The organism is Flavobacterium praedii (assembly GCF_026810365.1).
In the GTDB taxonomy this organism is placed as follows: domain Bacteria; phylum Bacteroidota; class Bacteroidia; order Flavobacteriales; family Flavobacteriaceae; genus Flavobacterium; species Flavobacterium praedii.
The window spans coordinates 1,171,023-1,193,738 of sequence record NZ_CP113948.1 but is presented as its reverse complement, the minus strand read 5'-3'; the positions used below and the strand labels follow the sequence as shown (position 1 = coordinate 1,193,738).

General features: G+C 32.8%; 13 protein-coding genes and 1 tRNA gene. 3 read left to right on the top strand and 11 right to left on the bottom strand.

All coding sequences use genetic code 11. The features are described 5' to 3' along the window. Window positions 1-94: 94 nt before the first annotated feature. The 10 genes from OYT91_RS05135 to OYT91_RS05090 all read right to left on the bottom strand — a co-directional run bounded on the left by OYT91_RS05135 (window position 95) and on the right by OYT91_RS05090 (window position 18,200). Window positions 95-772 (bottom strand): peptidoglycan DD-metalloendopeptidase family protein, encoded by a 678-nt coding sequence (locus tag OYT91_RS05135; RefSeq protein ID WP_281239780.1) that lies wholly within the window; start codon window positions 770-772, stop codon window positions 95-97. Between the two features lie 82 nt (window positions 773-854). Then, window positions 855-3,263, bottom strand: coding sequence for an alpha-ketoacid dehydrogenase subunit alpha/beta (locus tag OYT91_RS05130; protein ID WP_281239779.1), 2,409 nt, complete (start codon window positions 3,261-3,263; stop codon window positions 855-857). Between the two features lie 188 nt (window positions 3,264-3,451). Continuing rightward, window positions 3,452-6,274, bottom strand: a complete 2,823-nt coding sequence (locus tag OYT91_RS05125; RefSeq protein ID WP_349293195.1) for a gluzincin family metallopeptidase — start codon at window positions 6,272-6,274, stop codon at window positions 3,452-3,454. Window positions 6,275-6,400: 126 nt separating this feature from the next. Then, window positions 6,401-7,129 carry an LOG family protein gene (locus tag OYT91_RS05120; protein WP_281239778.1) on the bottom strand — a complete coding sequence of 243 codons (729 nt, stop codon included), beginning with the start codon at window positions 7,127-7,129 and terminating at the stop codon, window positions 6,401-6,403. A gap of 183 nt (window positions 7,130-7,312) precedes the next feature. Then, entirely contained in the window at window positions 7,313-10,156 is a 2,844-nt protein-coding gene (uvrA, locus tag OYT91_RS05115; protein ID WP_281239777.1) for an excinuclease ABC subunit UvrA, read from the bottom strand. Window positions 10,157-10,434: 278 nt separating this feature from the next. Next, window positions 10,435-12,228, bottom strand: coding sequence for a chloride channel protein (locus tag OYT91_RS05110; RefSeq protein WP_281239776.1), 1,794 nt, complete (start codon window positions 12,226-12,228; stop codon window positions 10,435-10,437). An 86-nt stretch (window positions 12,229-12,314) separates the two neighbouring features. Next, the gene (locus OYT91_RS05105) at window positions 12,315-14,096 is read right to left on the bottom strand and encodes an AMP-dependent synthetase/ligase (RefSeq protein ID WP_281239775.1); all 1,782 of its coding nucleotides are present in this window, start codon (window positions 14,094-14,096) and stop codon (window positions 12,315-12,317) included. 382 nt (window positions 14,097-14,478) lie between these two features. Further along, window positions 14,479-15,636 (bottom strand): S1 family peptidase, encoded by a 1,158-nt coding sequence (locus OYT91_RS05100; protein WP_281239774.1) that lies wholly within the window; start codon window positions 15,634-15,636, stop codon window positions 14,479-14,481. Window positions 15,637-15,930: 294 nt separating this feature from the next. Next, a complete protein-coding gene (ggt, locus tag OYT91_RS05095) occupies window positions 15,931-17,619 on the bottom strand; it encodes a gamma-glutamyltransferase (protein ID WP_281239773.1) in 1,689 nt (562 codons plus the stop codon). Continuing rightward, a complete protein-coding gene (locus OYT91_RS05090; RefSeq protein ID WP_281239772.1) occupies window positions 17,616-18,200 on the bottom strand; it encodes an acyl carrier protein phosphodiesterase in 585 nt (194 codons plus the stop codon). Before OYT91_RS05090 ends, ggt begins: the two co-directional genes overlap by 4 nt. A 236-nt stretch (window positions 18,201-18,436) precedes the next feature. On the opposite strand from OYT91_RS05090, the gene glmM reads away from it, so the two are divergent. Further along, window positions 18,437-19,825: a phosphoglucosamine mutase gene (glmM, locus tag OYT91_RS05085; protein WP_281239771.1), complete on the top strand. Its 1,389-nt coding sequence runs from the start codon at window positions 18,437-18,439 to the stop codon at window positions 19,823-19,825. Between the two features lie 42 nt (window positions 19,826-19,867). On the opposite strand, the gene OYT91_RS05080 is transcribed toward glmM, so the two are convergent. After that, window positions 19,868-19,941 (bottom strand) — tRNA-Pro (locus tag OYT91_RS05080). Between the two features lie 429 nt (window positions 19,942-20,370). Between OYT91_RS05080 and OYT91_RS05075 the strand changes: the two genes are divergently transcribed. Together OYT91_RS05075 and OYT91_RS05070 are read left to right on the top strand one after the other, a co-directional pair. Further along, window positions 20,371-21,015 carry a hypothetical protein gene (locus OYT91_RS05075; protein WP_281239770.1) on the top strand — a complete coding sequence of 215 codons (645 nt, stop codon included), beginning with the start codon at window positions 20,371-20,373 and terminating at the stop codon, window positions 21,013-21,015. A gap of 134 nt (window positions 21,016-21,149) precedes the next feature. After that, the gene (locus OYT91_RS05070) at window positions 21,150-22,637 is read left to right on the top strand and encodes an aminotransferase class V-fold PLP-dependent enzyme (RefSeq protein ID WP_281239769.1); all 1,488 of its coding nucleotides are present in this window, start codon (window positions 21,150-21,152) and stop codon (window positions 22,635-22,637) included. Window positions 22,638-22,716: the final 79 nt, after the last annotated feature.

Genomic DNA, 22,716 nt, shown 5'->3' with positions numbered 1-22,716 from the left:
AGTGATAAAAAAGGAAATAGTGGGGAATAATCGAATGTACTAATTTGATTGTCTCTTTTTTATAGTGTATCAATAAATGGAAGTTGCAAATAGCTTAGTATATTTTTAATAACAAATTTGGATCTGGACAGTTTTTTAAATAATAAGGTAGTTTAGTAGTGCTACAGACGCCGGGATAATCTCCAAAATTATTTTCTATATTTTTAATGATTTGAAAATGCAAATGAGGAGCATAATCACCATTTACTGAAGCATTTCCTAATGTTGCCAATTGTTGTCCTTTGGTAAAAACATCACCAACTCGAAGGGTTGCAATACTTTCTACTGATAAGTGACCGTATAAAGTATAAAATACATAATCTTTTAATTGGTGTTCCAGAATAATTGTTGGACCATAATCACCCAAGTTATTGTTATTTTGAAAACTATGAATTTTTCCATCCAGAGCTGCTAAAACAGATGTTCCTGCTTTTATCCATAAATCCAAACCAATGTGAATGTTTCGTTCCTCCGAGTTATTATTTTTAAATACGGTACTTCGTTTGTACAAATTTCGTGTTTCGATATAACCACCATAGGCTACACTTGCTTTATTTTTATCCAAATGGCTTTCGATGAACCTTTCAAATTTTGAGGCATTTGAAATGTCTAATTGGGATAATTCCAAATTAGATTCCGATAAGTTCAAAGGTACATATTGGGTATAAGGAATAGTTTTGTCTAAAACTTGGATGTCTTTTAGATCTAAAAATAAATTTTCTAATGAAGTCATTTTGGAATAGTGCTAATTTTGAATAAAGATAAAAAAAATCCCAACCGGTGCAGATTGGGATTTTGAATATAATATTTTATTCTTAGTATAAACTTGGAAATTTTGAGGGATTTACTTCATGCATCATTTCATATACTTTTTCATAAATATCTTCGGCAGAAGGTTTAGAGAAATAATCACCATCTGTACCATAAGCAGGTCTATGTGCTTTGGCTGTCAAAGTTTGGGGCTTGCTATCCAAATAATTGTAAGCATCTTGTTTTTCTATAATTTGTTGCAAAATATATGCTGATGCTCCTCCAGGTAAATCTTCGTCAATTACCAATAAACGATTGGTTTTTATAATACTTTTTACAATATCACTATGGATGTCAAAAGGAAGTAATGACTGTAAATCGATAACTTCACAATCAATTCCGGTTTCAAATAATTCTTTGGCAGCTTGTTCTACTAATCTGAGTGTTGATCCATAAGATACAAGTGTTATGTCTGTTCCTTTTCTTAATGTTTCGACTACACCAATTGGTGTTTTGAATTCACCATAATTCAAAGGCATCTTTTCTTTTAATCGGTAACCATTCAAACATTCAATAACCAAAGCTGGCTCGTCACATTCTAATAATGAATTATAAAAACCGGCAGCTTGTGTCATGTTTCTCGGTACTAACACGTGAATTCCTCGGATAGCATTGATAATCATTCCCATAGGTGAACCGGAATGCCAAATTCCTTCTAATCGATGGCCTCTCGTACGAATAATAAGAGGTGCTTTTTGTCTACCAACTGTTCTGTATTGTAAGGTCGCCAAATCGTCACTCATGATTTGGATAGCATATAAAAGATAGTCTAAATACTGAATTTCGGCAATTGGTCGTAAACCTCTTAATGCCATTCCAATTCCTTGACCTAATATAGTTGCTTCACGAATTCCTACATCGGCAACGCGTAATTCTCCATATTTTTCTTGCATTCCTTCAAGACCTTGGTTTACATCACCAATGTTACCAGCATCTTCACCAAAAATTAAAGTTTCAGGATATTTTGAAAAAATGGCATCAAAATTATCTCTTAAAATCATTCTACCATCTGTATCCGCGACAGCATTATTTGAATATTCTGGTAAAACTTCTTTTACCGAAAACACATTTTTATCGGATTCTGAAAATAAATTACTACTGAATTTAGGTTGTGTTTTTTTGATGTAATTAGTGATCCAACGCGATAATTCTAATTTATCTTCTTCAATGATTAGTAAACGTAATGTTTTACGGGCAGCTACTATTATTTCTTTTTTCAAAGGAGATTTAATACTCTTTAAATTAGAAACGGTTTTTAGAATTTCATCTTTTTTGAAGCTTGTTACAGCTATTCTTTCCAAGATTGCCACTAATTCATTTTGTTCTTCAATAATTGGACTTATAAAAGCATTCCAAGCTGCTTTTTTGCCTTCAAAGACTTCCTTTTTAGCATCTAAATCAATAGCATCTATTTCTTCTGGTGATGCAATATTAATGGCAATCATCCATAATTTCATTTGACGAATACAGTCAAAATCTTTTTCCCATGCTAAACGGGCAGCATTTTTATATCGTTCATGTGAACCTGAACTGGAATGTCCCTGTGGTTGTGTAAGTTGATCAACGTGAATTAAAACAGGAATATGATTTTCACGAGCTATTTCGGCTGCTTTTTCATAAGTTGCAATTAAATCTACATAATCCCAACCTTTCACTTTTAATATTTCAAAACCATTTGAGTTTTCCTCTTTTTGGTATCCTTTTAGGATTTCTGAAATGCTTTCCTTAGTAGTTTGATGCTTTGCATGTACTGAAATACCGTACTCATCATCCCAAACACTCATTACCATTGGCACTTGTAATACTCCAGCAGCGTTTATGGTTTCAAAAAATAAACCTTCTGAAGTACTGGCATTTCCAATAGTTCCCCATGCAATTTCATTTCCATTTATTGAAAATTGATCAGCATTAGGAATTCCAGAAACGTTTCGGTATATTTTTGAAGCTTGTGCTAATCCCAATAATCTAGGCATTTGACCCGCAGTAGGAGAGATGTCTGCACTGGAATTTTTTTGTTGTGTTAAATTTTTCCAAGAACCGTCTTTGTTTAAGCTATGGGTTACAAAATGACCTCCCATTTGCCTTCCTGCTGACATTGGTTCAAGATCAATATCAGTATGACCATATAAACCAGCAAAAAATTGTTCTATGGTTAATTCCCCAATTGCCATCATAAAAGTCTGATCACGATAATAACCGGAGCGGAAGTCTCCATTTTTAAAACATTTGGCCATGGCAAGTTGTGGAACTTCTTTTCCATCTCCAAATATGCCAAACTTGGCTTTTCCAGTTAATACTTCTTTACGGCCTAATAAACTACATTCTCGACTTATTATGGCAATTCGGTAATCATTTAAGACTTCGGTTTTAAAATCTTCAAATGTTAAACTAGTATTGACTTTCTCTTTTATCATAATTTTAAAAGTATCACTTTAGTGGTGCAAATCTAATCAAAAACTACGTATATATCATTATACGATTCTGTATTTTTGTAATTATTTATGAAATAATTTCCACTAAAATGAATGTATTTTTGCGATATAATAAATTTAAACTTAATTAATCAACTAATAGTTCAAAAAATTAAAGTTTTTATTTTGAATTAAAACCATTTTCGGGTAAAAAGATTAATTAATGATTTTGGGCTAAAAACAAAGATAAATCGTATTTTTTCACTATAATTATTTTGAGTAACTTCAAATCCATTCGATGAATATACCGGAAAGTACAATTCGAAGTAATCTTGAACCAAATTTAGGCGTATTCCACTATCATAAATAAACTCATTTTGTTCTCGTTTGTTTTTTAGAACACCAAAATCAGCATATGCATCAACCCAATTCCACAGTAAGCTATAACTGATATTTGTGGTTGCTAACCATTGATTCGATTCTGAAGATTCTACAAATGATTTAAAACCTCCTTGCGCTATTAAATATTGCTGACTCAAAATTCCTGTTGTATCAGATCGAGCATAAACGGAATAATCAAACAAATAATCATTAACTCTTGAAACACCAAAATTATATTTTTGAGTATCATTAGTATTATATAAAAAAGTTCCAGCAAATACTCTAATATTCAAATAGCGTTTGTCATTAAATAATTTACGATATTCCATTTCTGCCGAAAGTTTACCAAAATAAGTTGAAAATTGGACGTCTGTTAAAAATTTTACATGACTGGTAACTTCTGTTTTTATATTAAAATATTTTAAATTCAAGATCGAATAATTATCTGTACTATCAATCACAATGGCTGATGGTTCTTTATTTATAATGTTGTATTTGAGAGTTATAGCCTGTTTTCTGTTGTCTCGATAGCTCGGTTCTCTCAAAAAAAGTGATACACTAGGGTATAATTTCAAATAGGCTGCATCTGGAGCATAATGGTAATAGGAACCATTTAGGGAATACCGAATATTGTACAGTCTTCCTTCACGTAAATATTGATTTACTGCCAATGAATAACTCCCAACAATCGATTTGGTGTTGATAGAATACATTGGATTTAAAACAAACATAAACGGTTTGTCAAAAAAACTGTAATTGTAAAAACTAATTCCAGGAGCAAAACCATCATATTTATTAAAAAATAAAGTAGGGACATAAAACAATTGTGAATAATGCGGATCTTCCAAATCTTCAAAAAAAGTTAGTTTCAAAGGACGGTTTAACGAATAGGTTTTCAATGATTTCCAATTGTTTCTTAAATTGAATTCGGGTACTTCATTGTTGTAATTCAAAACTAATTTGTCTATACTTTTTCTGTCGAAGGTCAGTGTTGTATCAATTTCATTGGGTTCCAACCATTTTTTAAAAATAACCTGCTTGTCTTTAATTCCAAATATTGGCATTGGAACCAAAGGCACTCCTTTGTTTTTTACGATGAAAGTAATACTGTCATTGGTCTTTGTTACATCACCAAATTTATAATCAATTGTCTCACGGCTATCAACAATGTATTTAAAAAACCAATCGATGTTATTGGAGGCTTTTGATTTTAAAATGTTTTCAAAATCTTTTCTACTTGTTTGCCCTTGTTGGTTAAGGGCGTAAAATTGTTGAATACCAGAAGAAACTAAATTTTGTCCCAAATAATCATCTAAGTATTCAAAACTTAAGCCTGCTTTGTATTTGTTGGCGATCTGAACATTGTATTTAATTAATGTGTTTTTTGGAGCATTGAGTGGTTGATCTAAATTTTTTCTTGACATCAGCATAGAATAATAACTAAACTGTTCATTAAAATCAGTTTGGGCCATTTTAAATCCTTTGAGTAAATAGTATTTTGATGCCGATCCCATCATTTTACTTTCGGGATGGTATTGGTCAATATAATTCATGATGGTATAGACTTGAATTCCATCAAAAATCCAATTGTTTTTTCTGGCATCTATGCGTAAACTATTTCTAAGATAATTATTCAAATAGGTTTTTAAAAATTTAATCTCAAATATAAAATCAGAGTTAAAAGGACGCATGAATTTAGGCAATTGATTCAATCCGTAAAATGGATTTTTTTCATAATCGGCCTCTGAAATGATAATTTTTTCAAACGGAAATTTTCCGATGTTATTACTTGTAAAATCGACAACTTTTTTAATGATTGCAAACTTCAAAGAGTCACTAAATCTCCCTGAACTAATATTAGTCATGACTTCAAAGTCACCAATTGTATAACTTTTATAACTGGATTCTTTTTCTATAATAATATCAATATCAGCTCTGTTTTTACCCGATAGGTTGACATGTGTTTCAAATTCTGTTTTTGCCAAATTGGTAATTGATAAATCCGAAGTTATTGCATTTTTTAATGGTATTTTTATATCAATATCAAAATCAGAAACTGCATTGGCAATATCATCAAGATTTTCGTTACTGTATTTTACAAATTGGTGTTCCTCATAACGGGCAGGTGTAAGGAACCAGTTCTTGAGATGCATTCCGTAACTTTCAAAATGACCATACTTGGTGAATTTTTCACTAGGAATTTTTGATACATACGAAAGATGCAGTTTTATTTTTTGGTTTGGAAGTACTGTTCTTTTTAATAGGACTTTAATATAATCAGGATTTTGTTTGGTTCTTTCCCATACAAAAGCATTTTTATCTTCATCCTCTATGTATAAATTGATAGTCCCACCGCAATCTTTTTCAAGCGCCATATGAAACTTATTATAAAATTCGTCCGAAAAACGTTTTCCAAGTGGACTGTATTTTTCAGAAAAAGCATTATTCCAATCGTTTAATAGTATAGACGTTAAAGTATCATTTGTCTGATTGTAAAAAGTAATTTCTTGGTCAATTGTTAGAGTTTTAGCATCCATATCTACAACAACAGACATCTTGGAGTGATGCTGTGCATATTGTTTTTGGAAAACCAATAAAACAATAAGGAATACAATTTTATGGCAAGTTTTCAATTTGGGGATGTATAAGTTAATCGAAAAATATAAAACTAATACAATTTACAAAATATTAAGAAAAGTTAAGTATTTTTAGTCAAAATATTGCAAAAAAAAGAGCCATCTTTAAAATGGCTCTCTCTATCAAAAATTCGGACTTAAATCATATTTTTTATAGAATTTATCCAAAACATCAACTACTTCATCTTCGGTATCCACGAGTTTAAATAAATTCAAATCTTCGGCACTTACCGTATGTTCTCTTTCTATCAGTACTGTTTTTATCCAATCGATTAATCCCGACCAAAACTTTGTTCCCACTAATATTATTGGAAATCTGCCTATTTTTTTGGTCTGAATTAAAGTAATTGCTTCGAATAATTCGTCCATTGTTCCAAAACCTCCAGGCATAACCACAAATCCTTGCGAATATTTGACAAACATCACTTTTCGAACAAAGAAATAATCAAAATTTAGATTTTTATCTCGGTCAATATAAGGGTTAAAATGTTGTTCAAAAGGCAATTCGATATTCAATCCCACCGAAGTTCCACCACCCAAGTGCGCTCCTTTATTACCCGCTTCCATAATTCCTGGACCGCCACCAGTAATCACTCCATAGCCTGCTTTACTGATTTTGAAAGCAATTTTTTCAGCCAGTAAATAGTATTGGTCTTCTGGTTTTATCCTCGCCGACCCAAAGATAGTCACACAAGGCCCTATCCGACTCATCGTATCGTATCCATTTACAAACTCGGACATGATTTTAAAAATTGCCCAACTATCATTGGTTCGTATCTCATTCCAAGTTTTTCTTTTCAGTTTATCTTGAATTACTTTATCTTCATCATTATCAAAATCTTCTAATCTCATATTTAATTATTTATTTAGGAGCTATTTCCAGCTATCCACTTGTATCTTTTCTGGTCTCGTTAAAAAAAAACGAGACAAGAAAAGGATACCGTTTCTATCTGGGCTAGGGCATCCGTTTTCAATTTAACTTTTGGTTTAAAAATTAATCTTTGTCAAAGTTTTGAACTTTGACAAAGCTAAACACTAAGCTAACTCTTTTTTCAAAAACTGCGCTGTATAGCTTTTTTTATTTTTTATAATTTCTTCAGGTGTTCCTTTGGCTACAAGCTGTCCGCCACCTTTTCCGCCTTCGGGACCGATGTCAATAATATAATCGGCTAGTTTGATAACGTCCATATTGTGCTCGATGATCAAGATGGTATTTCCTTTGTCTACCAATTTGTTGATCACATCCATCAACACTCGTATGTCTTCAAAATGCAAACCTGTTGTTGGTTCGTCCAGAATATAAAACGTGTTTCCAGTATCTTTCTTGGATAATTCTCCTGCTAGTTTGATGCGTTGTGCTTCACCACCAGAAAGTGTAGTGCTTTGTTGTCCAAGTGTAATATAACCCAAACCAACATCCTGAATCGTTTTTACTTTTCTGTAAATCTTCGGAATCATTTCAAAGAACGGAACTGCCTCATCAACAGTCATATTCAATACATCCGAAATGGATTTCCCTTTATAGCGAATCTCCAATGTTTCTCTGTTAAAACGTTTACCTTGGCAGGTTTCACATTCTACATACACATCGGGCAAAAAATTCATTTCTATGGTTCGAACTCCAGAACCTTCACAAGTTTCGCAACGCCCGCCTTTGACATTAAAACTAAAACGACCTGCTTTGTATCCTCGAATCATACTCTCGGGGGTCATTGTGAATAAATTACGGATTTCGGTAAAAACCTCAGTGTACGTAGCAGGATTCGAACGCGGTGTTCGTCCAATCGGACTTTGGTCAATATCAATCACTTTGTCGATATGTTCTAAACCTTCAATTTTTTTATACGGTTTCGGAATTTTTACGCCATTAAAATAATAGGCGTTCAAAATAGGGTAGAGGGTTTCATTGATCAAAGTCGATTTTCCGCTTCCAGAAACGCCAGTCACACAAATCATTTTGCCCAACGGTAAATCAATCGTCACATTTTTTAGGTTATTTCCCGTTGCGCCTAATAACTTTAGAAATTTACCATTTCCTTCACGACGTTTTGTAGGTATTTCCAGCTTCATTTTTCCATTCAAATACTGAGCTGTTATCGTATCCGATGCCAATGTTTCGGCAGGAGTTCCAATACTAATGATTTCTCCTCCAAATTTCCCTGCTTTGGGTCCGATATCAATTACATAATCGGCTCTTTCGATCATGTCTTTATCATGTTCTACCACAATTACAGAGTTCCCGATGTCGCGCAATTGTTCCAAGGAATGAATCAATTTGTCGTTGTCTCTTTGGTGCAAACCTATACTTGGTTCATCCAAAATGTACAAAACGCCGACCAACTGTGACCCAATTTGTGTCGCCAATCGTATGCGTTGTGCCTCACCGCCTGAAAGCGATTTGGAACTTCGACTCAAAGCCAAATAATCCAAACCTACGTTCATCAAAAATGCCAATCGATCTTTGATTTCCTTGATTACTTCGGTTGCAATTCGTTTTTGCTTATCGGATAAATGTTGGTCTAATTCCAAAAACCAAACCGTTAAATCCGAAATATCCATATCACACAATTCGGATATGCTTTTTTCGTAGATTCTAAAGTAATTGGCTTCTTTTTTCAAACGGGAACCTTCGCAAATAGGACATTTTACTTCATCCATAAATGCTGCTGCCCATCGTTTTATTGTTGTTGAACCACTTTCGTCGTGTTGATTTTTTATAAAATGGGAAATCCCTTCAAAGTCAATTTTATAATCTCTGGCAACTCCTAAAACTTCAGAATTGATGGTGAATTTTTCTTTCCCGCCGTTCAAAATCATTTCCATTGCTTCTGCAGGAATTTTTTCGATGGCATCAGTCAGTTTAAAACCATATTTTTCTCCAATAATTTCCAATTGTTTGAAGATCCAAGATGATTTGTATTCGCCCAAAGGTGCAAAACCACCAGCTTTGATGGATAATTTAGGGTTTGGAATAATTTTGTCAACATTAATTTGATTGACAGTTCCTAATCCGTTGCAGTGCTCGCAGGCACCTTTTGGCGAATTGAATGAAAATAAATTCGGTTCCGGATTTTGATAGGATATTCCAGTACTTGGGCACATCAAATTCCGACTGAAATAGCGTACTTCATTGGTATCTTGGTCTAAAACCATCAATACATTTTCGCCGTGATGCATGGCTGTATTTATACTTTCGGACAATCGTTTTTCCTCAGGCCCCCCCGCCCCCGAAGAAGGAGTTACCTCGATACGATCAACTACAATTTCTATATCATGGGTTTTGTAGCGATCGAGTTTCATTCCTGTTGTAATTTCCCTGATTTCGCCATTTATACGAACTTTGAGGAAGCCTTGTTTGGTTATTTGCTGAAAAAGTTCCGCATAATGTCCTTTTCTGGCACGAATAACCGGAGCAAGTATGTTTATTCTTTTCCCTGTAAAATCCTGAATAATTAAATCTTTAATCTGATCATCCGAGTAGGAAACCATTTTTTCTCCCGTATTGTAGCTATAGGCATCGGCACCACGGGCATAAAGCAAACGCAGGAAATCATAAATTTCGGTAATCGTTCCTACTGTAGAACGTGGACTTTTGCTGGTTGTTTTTTGTTCGATAGCGATAACAGGGGAAAGGCCGTCAATTTTGTCGACATCGGGGCGTTCTAATCCACCAAGAAATTGCCTGGCATAAGCCGAAAATGTTTCTACATAACGACGTTGCCCTTCGGCATAAATGGTGTCAAATGCCAATGAAGATTTTCCAGAGCCCGAAAGCCCCGTAATAACTACCAGTTTTTCTCTCGGAATGGAAACGTCTATATTTTTTAGATTGTGTACTCGGGCACCTTGAACTTCAATCGTATTGTTTGTATCTAGCATAATTTTTGCAAAAAAGCAAAGTTACCATTTTGATTACTACTTTTGATAGAACAGTATGGAAGATTGTGTTAAAAAACAGGGTTGTGTTTTGATTTAAGATTGACGATTTCTATGTTCTTGAAATAAAGAAAATCGTTTTGTTTGTTGTAAAGGTCTTAGGTATGTGTGAGGGATAGAGCAAGGCGCCATAGCGCTCGTGATAGCCCGACGCTGTTGTGTACATGGGCCTATAAGCGGCACGAATATTAGCCCATGTACACAACAGGGTCACGCCCAAATTATTCTATTGTCATCGATTTTAACTTGGTTCTATAGGCTTCCAGAGCTTCGGATTTGGATATAAAACCATAATATGTATCGTCACTAATAACAGGAAGATAGGCTTTTCTTGAGGATTCGAATTTATTCATAACTACTTCCATATTATTGAAAGGGTAAATAACGGCAGTAGGTTGCACCATAATTTCTTTCACCAAAGTATATTTTACACGATACGAATTGAAAATAATTTCCCGAACATCATTAAAATGCACGATTCCTAATAGTTTATTCTCTTTTGAAACTACAGGGAAAATAACTTGATTGGAATGCGATATTAAATCTACTAATTTCTCAAGATTTTCATCGGGTGATATGGTTAGATAATCTCTATGTATAATGGCGTTTGTGTCTAAAGTCGATAGTACATTGGCGTCTTTATTGCTCGTAAAAGCATGTCCTTTTTTGGCTAATCCCTTAACGTCCAGCGAATGTACTTCAAATCGTTTTGAAATGGCAAAACTTATGGACGATACTATCATTAAGGGAATCATCAATCCGTAACCTCCTGTAATTTCGGCAATTAAGAAAATGGCCGTTAGTGGTGCGTGAAACAATCCACTCAAAATACCCGCCATACCAACCATGGTAAAGTTACTAATGGGTAAATTGGTTAAACCAGTTAAATTCAATAGTTTAGAAAAGAAAAAACCAACGTAAGAACCTAAAAATAGGGAAGGAGCAAAATTCCCTCCATTACCGCCACTTCCCAACGTTATTCCAGTTGCAAAGGCTTTTAACAAAAATGAACATCCAACAAATGCTAATAATGCCCAACTGTTATTTCTAAATCCTCTAAAAAGGGTGTTTTCAAGTAATTCACCAGGGTCACTTTCAGATAATGATCGGATGCTTTCGTATCCTTCACCAAAAAGTGTTGGAAAAATAAAAATTAAAAGTGCTAATATGGATGCGCCAAAAAGAGCTTTCTTGTAGGCTGAAAATCGAATGTGACTAAAAAAATGTTCTGTCCTTTGAAAATTACGCGCGTAAAATACAGCAACAAATCCTGTAAACAAGCCGAGAAGTATGTAGTAGGGGGTGTTGTGATAATTAAAAGTTTGACGACTGGTAAAATTTAATAATATGGATTCGTCTAGAGCGATTGCCGATACCAAAGCTCCTGTTGCAGCAGCAATCATAATTGGTGTAAACGCTGAAATACTGACATCTACCAATAAAACTTCAACGGCAAAAAGTACTCCTGCTATTGGTGCGTTAAAAGCTGCCGCTATCCCAGCGGCTACACCACAACCGATGAGTAAGGTTCGGTCTTTATAATGTAATTTGTATTTTTGAGCATAATTAGAACCAAATGCAGCTCCAGTAATAACTATGGGACTTTCAAGTCCCGCTGAACCTCCTAAACCAACTGTAAGCGAACTAGTAACAATTTGAGCATACATTTGTTTTCTTGGGATAATACTTGCTTTTTTGGCTACAGCATATAAGATTTGTGATGTTCCTTTTTCTATAGTTCCTCCCAAAAACCGTTTTACAACAAATACAGTCAGCATTATCCCAATAATTGGCAACATTATTTTTAAAAAACCAACTTTAAGAAAGTTTGTATGAATAGTGACATAAGTGGCAAATCTAAAAACCCAGTGCGCAAAAGTTTTTAGAATAATTACTGCCAAAGCAGATGAAATTCCAACTAAAACACTGGATAAAAATATAAATTGCTTCGGTGTTAATAACGATTGTGATAAAGCAATAATGTTCTCTATTTTTGAAATATATTTTTTAAACATTTATTTTTTGAAGATTGTTTTACACAAAAATTGATTTTTATAAAATTATTAAAAAAAGTAATAAGAATTCTAAATATTAATTTCAATTAGCGACCATACAATTTTTCATAAATTGCTTTGTACTTTTCCATAATAACAGTCCTTTTTAATTTTAAAGTTGGTGTCAATTCACCAGTATCAATGGACCAAACTACAGGTAATAAAGTATGTTTTTTTATTTGTTCCCAATTCCCTAAATTAGAATTTACTAATTCTATTTCTTCATTAATTCTGTCTTTTATAATTTTGTTTTCAACAATGCTTTGAAAAGAAGAAACGTCAATAGTGTTATATTTTTTTGTGATAATCCATGATCTGATAAAATCAAAATCGGGAACAATTAAAGCGCATGGCATTTTTTCACCAGCACCAACTACAATAGCTTCTTCAATAAAGTTGGATGCTTTTAATTTGTTTTCAATAACTTGTGGTGCAACATATTTACCTCCTGAGGTTTTGAACATTTCTTTTTTTCTATCGGTAATTTTCAGGAATCCTTCACTATCTAAATGTCCGATATCTCCAGTTTTAAAAAAACCATCTGCAGTAAAGTTTTCCGCAGTTAATTCTATTTCTTTGTAATATCCCATCATTACATTTTCCCCTTTAACTAAAATTTCACCATCATCTGCTATTCGTAATTCCATATTCTTTAATGGTTTACCAACAGATCCTACTTTATATTCTCCTTTTTTCCATTGCGGTCCAGAAATAATTGGAGCCGTTTCGGTCATTCCGTATCCTTCTAAAATAGGAATCTCAGCAGCATCAAATATTTTAATTAATTTGGTTTGTAATGGTGCGCTTCCGCAAATTAAAGCTTTGATTTCTCCACCAAGAGCATCTTTCCATCTTTGGAAAATAAGTTTCCTAGCGATCTTTAATTTAAAATTATACCAAAATGATTTTTCTTCAAATGGCTCATATTGATTGGCTATATGCAATGACCAGTCAAAAATTAATCTTTTTATTTTTCCTAATTCATTCGCTTTAGAAAGGATTTTGTCATAAATTTTCTCAATCATTCTAGGAACAACTGTCATTATTTCGGGCTTTATATCTTGAGCATTTTCTCCTATTTTATCAATTGATTCGGCAAAATAAATTTCGACTGAATCCAATTGAAAACGATACAATCCCATTCGTTCAAAAACATGACAAATAGGTAGAAAGCTCAATGCTCTTTTTACATTTTTGGGCATGCAATCCGAAATATAGATAATATTTGAAATCAAATTACGATGTGATAGCATTACTCCTTTTGGCTTTCCAGTTGTTCCAGAAGTATATATAATGGTTACTAAATCTTCCGTTTGAATTGAGTTTTTTATATTTTCTAGCTCAGAGTCACGAGTGCTAATTTTACCTATTTGATGTAAAACTGCTAAATTTCTACAATTTTTGAATTTTTTAAAACCAAAAATTTCCTGAAGAGAAGGAACTAAACCTTTAATTTCTTCAATTTTATCTAATAATTCCACATCAGATACAAAACAAAATTTAACCTCGGCATGATTTAGAATATATTCAAAATCGGCATTTGAAACAGTAGGATAGATGGGTACCAATACAGCACCTACCTGTTGAACGGCTATATCCACAAGATGCCATTGTGTGCAATTTAAATGTGTTACTATCGCTATTTTATCATCTTTTTGTACTCCAATTTCTAATAATGCTTTACTCAATATTTGTGCTTTTTCTAAAAAAGAGATTGTAGATTCTCTTTGCCAAACTCCATTTTCTTTTGTATTGAAAGCATGAAGTAAGGCCTTGTTGTTTTTTTGATAGACAGGAATATCGAATAATCTTTTTATATTGGAGTACATTGTGTTGGTTTAAAAAATTAGAATTTAATTATTATGAAAAATAAATTCACTAATGAAATTAGTATTTTTATTTTTATGATTACCTAAAAAAGTATAATCTTTTGAAAAATATTATTTTTTGTAAATAAAATACCGTTTAAATCTATAGCTATTTTTTATTCTAAGATTTGCAAGAGAAGACTACAATGTCCGGAATCATATTCAAAACATGGCACTTTGTATTATTTTTAAATAGTAAAGACAAACGTCTTGCATTTATATAAATAGTACACGGGCAGTAATTTTTTATTGCATAATGTAGCTTCGAAATAAAGTTTAATTCTGAAATTGGGTTAACGGTATACTAAGTTGTTTTGTTTAAAGTTGTTTTGAAAAAGTGTAGTTATTGCATCAAAGACATGGCGTGTTTTGCAACAATTCCAAAATTATATCCTTGCGCCTCGTCATATCCAGCATAATTGATAGCAATAAGTTGTCCACATTCATTAAAAACAGGTGAACCACTAGCTCCATGTGTAGAGGTAACATTATATTGAATACTTACACCATCAGACTCTTTATTGATTTGACCTTCATAAACTTGAACTTTAATTCCTCTACGGGTATTGGCCAGTTGTAATCCCATTGGGTAACCAATTAAAATAGCATTGGTGCCAGGTTTTAATGAAGCATCATCTTTTACGGCATTATCCAAATCGACAATATCGGATACAGAAGCAGGTAAGGTTTCGCTTGAAAGTTGTAAAATTGCTACATCAACTTCATCACCATCAGCAATTTTTAGGACTTTACATTGCAACCAATCATCTTTAGAACCATGTAATGCCACACTTATTTCAACTGTTTTAGGAACAATCTCTACATCTTCAAGTTTTGTATAGGTAATTTGGCTTGTGATTGCTTTTTCTTCTGATTGATTATCAGATATTAAGTCATTTACTTCCGTGTTTACACTTGAAGAGTCCACATTGGCAACTGGTGTAGTTGTTGCTACAGGAGCATCTTCTTCAGAATAATCTTCCTCACCTTCATTTTCATAATAATCATTCCAATGAGATTCGAGATACGTTTTATAGTCTTTTTTATCAATAGAATCAGGTAGAACTGCTGAAATGTGATTTTTTAATTCACTAAAATCCTCTAATTTGTTTTCAGTATATTTCCATGGTTCTGCAACATGATGATTGGTTACTATTTTTCCATCTTCCGAAACAAAAAAACCAGTTCCAGAAATTGTTTTTTCTGCTAATGAACTGTCATCGACTGTAATTTGAAAAGGTTCAGAACCCTTTATTGAAATCTGCAATGCATAGGTGTGTTTAACTAAAACAACAGCATCTTTGTATTTTTCATAAATGGCAGTTTGATTATTGAGACATACAATTTCTTTTTTATGAAATTTTGCCCAAACCCTTGGGATGATTATTAAACCAAGGACAAATAATCCGCCAATTAGTAAAGCAATTTTTTTATTTCTAGCTTTATTGTTGTTTTGAGAAGTACTTGCATTATTATCTTTTGAAGATTGATTTTCAGACATTTTATTCCATTTTTAAAAGCAAATTTAATAAAAGAAAACCCACTAAATAAAAGCTATTTTGTTTTAATTGAAAAAAAGAATTTAATTTTAATTAAATAACTGTTTACTAAATGTTTGCAGTTTTCAGTTAAACAGAAAAGTTTTTTTATAATATAAAAATGACTTTTTTTACCTCATAGGATGAAATATTTTTAGCACAAAGAAATAAAGAGTTTATTGTGCAAAGTCAAGAATATAATACAATTTTATAATCAAACAATGTATAAAATTGCAGTCCTTTATACAATCCAATGACTAGAATCCAACGGCTTTATCATCACCTCTAAAATCGGCACCTCCTTCTATTTTTCCATCAGGCAGCACTAAAATAGCATCAACTTTTCCGATTACAGGAGTCGTTTTTTCGTTGATGATGTATCCTTTGCCTTTTAATTTTTCAAAAGTATTCGTATCAAATGTGTTTGGCTCAAATGTAATCACATCCGGTAGCCATTGGTGATGGAATCTAGAAGCATTTACCGCTTCCTGCATTCCTAAATTGAATTCGTATACATTGAGAATAGTTTGTAAAACAGAAGTTATAATAGTTGATCCTCCAGGTGATCCCACAATCATAAACAATTTTCCTTTTTTTTCGACTATTGTGGGAGTCATTGAACTCAGCATTCTTTTTTGCGGAGCTATACTGTTGGCTTCATTTCCTACTAATCCAAACATATTGGGTTCGCCGGGTTTAGAACTAAAGTCGTCCATTTCATTGTTTAGAAAAAAGCCCAATTCGTCACAATAATACTTGGAACCATATCCATCATTTAGAGTTGTAGTTGCTGCAATTGCATTCCCAAAAGGATCAACAATAGAGTAGTGGGTTGTCTCTGTACTTTCATTATAGTTAACTGTCCCTTCTTTAATTTCAGAGGATAAAGTTGCCTTACTTACATTAAAACTTGACATTCTTTCTTTTAAATAATCATCAGCCATCAAAGCTTTTAACGGTATTTTTACAAAATCAGGATCGCCTAGAAAATAACTTCTATCCGCATAGGCTCTGCGTTCGGCTTCTACAATAAGTTGAATGGATTCATCCGAATTGTGCCCCATCTTGGATAAGTCATAAGGCTCAATCATTTTAAAAATCTGTGCCAGACAAATACCGCCACTGCTTGGTGGGGACATCGAAATCACTTTCAAATCTTTATACTTAAAAGAAAGAGGAGTTCTCCATTTAGCCTCATATTTTGCCAAATCTTTCATAGTTATAATTGAACCTTTTCCTTGAAGGTATTTTACTAAAGTTTTGGCGGTTTGTCCTTTGTAAAATTCATTTCGACCATTTTTAGCAATCCTTTTTAATGTTTGGGCCAAAACAGGATATTTAATGGTGTCCTTTTCTTTGTAAACAGTGGCAAATTTGGTATTTACTCCATTTGCTTTAATAATAGATTCTCTGTAATCATTCAGCCTTTTTTCTTGTCTTCGGGTAACAACAACCCCTTTTTCGGCCAATGCAATAACGGGTCTCAAAATTTCATTCATTGACATTGAACCATATTTATCATGAACGGCAAAAATTCCAGCAATGGTTCCGGGAATACCAATTGCAAGAGCCGTTTCGGTACTTTTTCCTTTAATAACATTTCCGTCTTTATCTTGAAACATATTTTTGGTAGCGGCCAAAGGTGCTTTTTCTCTATAGTCTAGTGAGCCAATATCTCCATTGGCTTTTCGAAATACCATAAAACCGCCACCACCAAGATTTCCTGCGTACGGATAGGCAACTGCCAAAGCCAATTCGGTGGCTACCATGGCATCGAAAGCATTTCCTCCTTTTTGCATAATTTCTGTTCCAATTTTAGAAGCTTCTTCTCGCGCTGAAACCACCATTGCTTTGTCAACAACGAGTCCATTCCTGCTATTAATCACCTTTTGAGCAAAACAGTTTAAACTTATGCTGATTAAAAAAAGAAGAATACTTTTTTTCATAACGTTATTAATTTTAGTTTGGATTCAATTCTTAAATCTTCGAAAAAAGTTGTGAATTCTTGTTCAAATTCGGAATAATATGCAACAAGTTCATTTGGAGAAAACCGCATTTTCGACTCGTTTTTAGTTCTACTATCCATTTGTGTCAAAATTCTACTGATTCCCTCAACGGTTTGGTAACTTACTAACCAATTGTATTCAATCATATAAGGCATCATGCCCTTGGTTCTTTCGGATAAAATATTATAATTATCACGTAAAGATTGATAAAAATTTTCAGTGAAGTCTACTAAGGATTCACCTGAAAAATTACTCCAATTTTTGGCCAAAAAATGATCATAAAAAACATCTACAATTACGCCTGAATAATGATGATAATTTTGATGCAAACGTTTGGTACTTTCTCTAAAAACAGGATGTGCATCGGTATAAGTATCAATAAAGCGATGTAAAACAATTCCTTTTTGGATTTCTAGAGGATATTTTTCAAAATGTTTTCCCCTTATTCCATCCGCCATAAAGTTTCCGATTTTTATCAAATCGTTATCACCAGATAAATAAATGTGTGCAAGGAAGTTCATTTTTATTAAGTTACTAAGTTTCTTAGATGCTGAGCTTCTAAGTTTACATTCGTAAATGTATAAACTTTTTTACTGTTTATTTCATAAAATAAAACATCAGAGTTAAGGAATGATTCTTATTATTATCAGAAACTCAAGAATTCAAGAACCTATTTTTATAAAACTTAGCGTCTCAGCACCTCAGAAACCCCGCAACTTTTTTATATTTGTATTAAAATAACCATTAATTTTAAAAAATGACTTTAATAAAATCAATATCCGGTATTCGAGGAACAATAGGAGGGAAAGTAGGGGATAATTTAACCCCTGTTGATGCTGTAAAATTTGCTTCAGCGTATGGAACTTGGCTAAAGAATTATTCTAAAAAAGATAAGTTAACCGTTGTTGTAGGCCGTGATGCTCGTATTTCGGGACCAATGATTCATAATTTGGTAATCAATACATTAATAGGATTAGGTATTAATGTGATTGACTTGGGGCTATCAACAACTCCAACTGTAGAGGTTGCCGTTCCTTTGGAAAAAGCCGATGGTGGAATTATTCTAACAGCTTCTCACAATCCAAAACAATGGAATGCACTGAAGTTATTGAATGAAAAAGGAGAGTTTTTGAATGGTGCTGAAGGAGAAAAAATTCTTCAAATTGCCGAAGATGAAGCTTTTGATTTTACAGATGTTGATAATTTGGGTGAAATTACTCAAAATGACGCCTATATGGACATTCATATTGACGAAGTTTTGAACTTACCTTTAGTAGATGTTGAAGCAGTAAAAGCGGCTAAATTTAAAGTAGTCGTTGATGGTGTTAATTCATCAGGAGGGATTATTATTCCAAAATTATTAGAATTAATGGGTGTTGAAGTGGTAAAATTATACTGTGAACCCAACGGACATTTTCCTCACAATCCAGAACCTTTGAAAGAACACTTAACTGATATTTCAGAGTTGGTAGTTAAAGAAAAAGCGCATTTAGGTGTAGTTGTTGACCCAGATGTAGATCGTTTGGCTTTTATTTGTGAAGACGGTGAAATGTTTGGTGAAGAATACACTTTGGTTGCTTGTGCTGATTATGTTTTGAGTAAAACGCCAGGAAATACAGTTTCCAATATGTCCTCTTCTCGTGCATTGCGTGATGTGACCAACAAACATAACGGTACTTACGAGGCTAGCGCTGTTGGTGAAGTAAATGTAGTAGAGTTGATGAAAAAGAACAACGCAATCATTGGTGGTGAAGGAAATGGCGGAATCATTTACCCAGAGTCACATTATGGTCGTGATAGTATGGTAGGTGTGGCTTTGTTTTTGACTCATTTGGCCAACAAAAAAATGTCTGTTTCGGCTTTACGCGCTTCGTATCCTGAATATTATATGAGCAAAAACAAAATCGAGTTAACACCACAAATTGATGTTGATGCAATTCTTGTCGCTTTGACTGAAAAATATAAAAATGAAGACATTACTACCATTGATGGTGTGAAGATCGATTTTGCAGATAATTGGGTTCATTTAAGAAAATCGAATACGGAACCTATTATTCGAATTTATACCGAAGCATCTAGTCAGAAACTGGCAGATGATTTGGCCTTGCGAATTATTGATGAAATAAAAGCTGTAGCTGGAATATAAAAAATAAAAAACCGACGTAATTGTCGGTTTTTTTATGCTTTGTCGGGATGACTGGATTCGAACCAGCGACCCCTAGCACCCCATGCTAGTACGCTACCTGGCTGCGCTACATCCCGAATTTAACTGAATGCAAATATATTTTTTTATATAAAATAAAAGAAATATTCGTTTGCTTTTTCATGTATAGTTTGTGCAAAGAATCCACATTGAATTTATAATTATATAATAATTCAATTCAATTTCCTTTTTGTTACAATAGGGTTGCACCGAGGAAAATCAAAATAAACTATTTTGAATTTCAAATTGGTATTATTTCATTGCGAAGCCAAATTATTTAATAAAATTTTAGTCTTGTAAACTATTTTAAATAAAGAAATGAAGTTCAATGTATGTCAAAAGAAGCATTCAATAATTAACTAATTAAATTGATATTTTGATGGTAAAAACAATTATTAATATCGTAACTTTAGGGTTCATTTAAATATAAATTATGATCTATAAAACAAAATACTCAAAGAATAATCTAAATAAACACAATGCTAATTATGAAAAATATATTTTTTAAAATAACGTTTTTAACTGTTTTTGGAAGTTTTACAAATTTTATAAATGCCCAAAATTCTGAAATAAATGCTACCAAAATTGGCAAAAGCAGAAGTAATATTCAAAACAACAAAGCACCTCAAGACAATTTGAAGCAAGTTTATTGCAATATTATATTAAAATGTGCGGATGGGAGTTGCACTGTTGATTATATAAATACTGGTAGCACAAAAGACAATGCAATCACAAATTCATCAGAAAAGAGACTACATAAGCCTTTTGTGATTATAAAAGAAATTGATGCTAAAACTGCAATACATAATGATGAAATTAATTCTCAAGAAATTAAAAGGGAATTGTCAAAAGAAAATAATCATGTACAATTAATAAGTGATGTAACGGCAAAAATAACTTGCGAAGGAGGAGCAACAACTGTAACAAAATTATTTCCAATAGCCAGTAAATACACTTTGCCAATTAATTGTAAGAACGGAATTTGTGATCTTGAATTATATTGGAGTTGGGGTTCACCACATGCTAGTAAGTCTAAAATATATGCCGGTGGACGATTCGAATTAGAAATGGAAAATGGAATTTGTACTAATATGTATTTAAATACAAAAGATACTTATGTGACTAAATATTAATGTTAAAAGCATTGATGAAGTTATTAATTTTTATAAAATAATTTCATAAAAATATATTCTTAAAAAAATGAAAAGATTAGAAAATTTTCAGTTAAAACAAAAAGCAATATATTTGGTCCCAAATTAAAAATGCAATGAGTACAATTAAAGTTCAATCACAATTAGAACAATATTTTCAACAATTTCGTAAAAATATAATAGGAATTGATCAAGAGTTTGAATCCCCTTATGGTCAGCAAAAAATAATATATACGGATTGGACTGCTAGTGGTCGTTTGTATCGACCAATAGAAGAAAAACTAATTAATGACTTTGGACCTTTTGTTGCCAATACCCATACTGAAACTACTGTTTCTGGAACTGCAATGACAAAATCCTATCACCATGCCCGTCACATTATCAAAAAACATGTAAATGCCAATTTAGATGATGTTTTAATTACAGATGGAACCGGAATGACAGGTGTAGTCAATAAATTTCAACGAATATTGGGTTTAAAGGTTCCCGAAAACCTAAAGGATTTTATCAATATTCCAGCGGAGAAAAAGCCAATTGTTTTTATTTCACACATGGAACATCACTCCAATCAAACTTCGTGGCTTGAAACAATTGCTGATGTAGAAGTAATTCCATCTTGTGAAGATGGTCTTTTTAGTTTAGAAAATCTTTCCATTTTACTAGAAAAACACAAAGAAAGAACCTATAAAATAGCTTCTATTACATCTTGTTCTAATGTAACAGGTTTAAAAACACCTTATCATCAAGCTGCTAAGTTAATGCATCAACACAATGGTGTTTGCTTTGTTGATTTTGCTTGTTCTGGGCCTTATGTTAAAATTGATATGCATCCCGAAGATTCCGATTCCTATTTGGATGCCATTTTCTTTTCGCCCCATAAATTTTTGGGGGGACCAGGAACATCTGGTGTATTGGTTTTTAATAAAAAATTATACCATAATATGGTTCCTGATTGTCCAGGTGGAGGTACAGTTTCATGGACAAATCCTTGGGGAGAGCACAAATACATTGACAATATTGAAGATCGTGAAGATGGTGGAACACCTGGATTTCTTCAAGTTATCAAAATAGCATTGGCTATTCAATTGAAAGAGCAAATGGGAATTGATAATATTCTAAAACGCGAACAGGAAATTGTGGAGTATGTTTTTGACTCCTTAGGAAATATTTCTAATCTAAAAATTCTTGCTGGACAACATCATAATCGATTGGGTGTAATTTCATTTTTTGTTGAAGATTTACATTTTAATTTAGGCGTGAAATTATTGAATGATAAATTCGGAATTCAAACTCGTGGTGGCTGCAGTTGTGCTGGGACTTACGGCCATTTTTTATTACACGTAGATCAGGAAGCTTCCAATAAATTAATTGACGAAATTAGTTTGGGAGATTTGATCCGAAAACCTGGCTGGATTAGAATGTCTATTCATCCTACAACGACAACCAATGAAATAGAATATGTATGCAATAGTATCAAATCTTTAGTCGAAAATCATAAAAATTGGGCTTTAGACTACAATTATAATAAAGAAACCAACGAGTTTATTCATAAAAATGCTATTGCTGTTGAAGATTCATTAGTTCAAGATTGGTTTACTTTATAAAAAATCTACGTTTCAAAAATTATAAATCAATAACAGACAATTAAAAAAACTCACTCATTTTAAAGTTTTATTCTCTAAA

Excerpts from the sequence above, each read along its gene's own strand:
- OYT91_RS05135 (WP_281239780.1), bottom strand. The coding sequence starts at position 772 with ATGACTTCATTAGAAAATTTATTTTTAGATCTAAAAGACATCCAAGTT.
- OYT91_RS05130 (WP_281239779.1), bottom strand. The coding sequence starts at position 3,263 with ATGATAAAAGAGAAAGTCAATACTAGTTTAACATTTGAAGATTTTAAA.
- OYT91_RS05120 (WP_281239778.1), bottom strand. The coding sequence starts at position 7,129 with ATGAGATTAGAAGATTTTGATAATGATGAAGATAAAGTAATTCAAGAT.
- uvrA (WP_281239777.1), bottom strand. The coding sequence starts at position 10,156 with ATGCTAGATACAAACAATACGATTGAAGTTCAAGGTGCCCGAGTACAC.
- OYT91_RS05110 (WP_281239776.1), bottom strand. The coding sequence starts at position 12,228 with ATGTTTAAAAAATATATTTCAAAAATAGAGAACATTATTGCTTTATCA.
- OYT91_RS05105 (WP_281239775.1), bottom strand. The coding sequence starts at position 14,096 with ATGTACTCCAATATAAAAAGATTATTCGATATTCCTGTCTATCAAAAA.
- OYT91_RS05100 (WP_281239774.1), bottom strand. The coding sequence starts at position 15,636 with ATGTCTGAAAATCAATCTTCAAAAGATAATAATGCAAGTACTTCTCAA.
- ggt (WP_281239773.1), bottom strand. The coding sequence starts at position 17,619 with ATGAAAAAAAGTATTCTTCTTTTTTTAATCAGCATAAGTTTAAACTGT.
- OYT91_RS05090 (WP_281239772.1), bottom strand. The coding sequence starts at position 18,200 with ATGAACTTCCTTGCACACATTTATTTATCTGGTGATAACGATTTGATA.
- glmM (WP_281239771.1), top strand. The coding sequence starts at position 18,437 with ATGACTTTAATAAAATCAATATCCGGTATTCGAGGAACAATAGGAGGG.
- OYT91_RS05075 (WP_281239770.1), top strand. The coding sequence starts at position 20,371 with ATGAAAAATATATTTTTTAAAATAACGTTTTTAACTGTTTTTGGAAGT.
- OYT91_RS05070 (WP_281239769.1), top strand. The coding sequence starts at position 21,150 with ATGAGTACAATTAAAGTTCAATCACAATTAGAACAATATTTTCAACAA.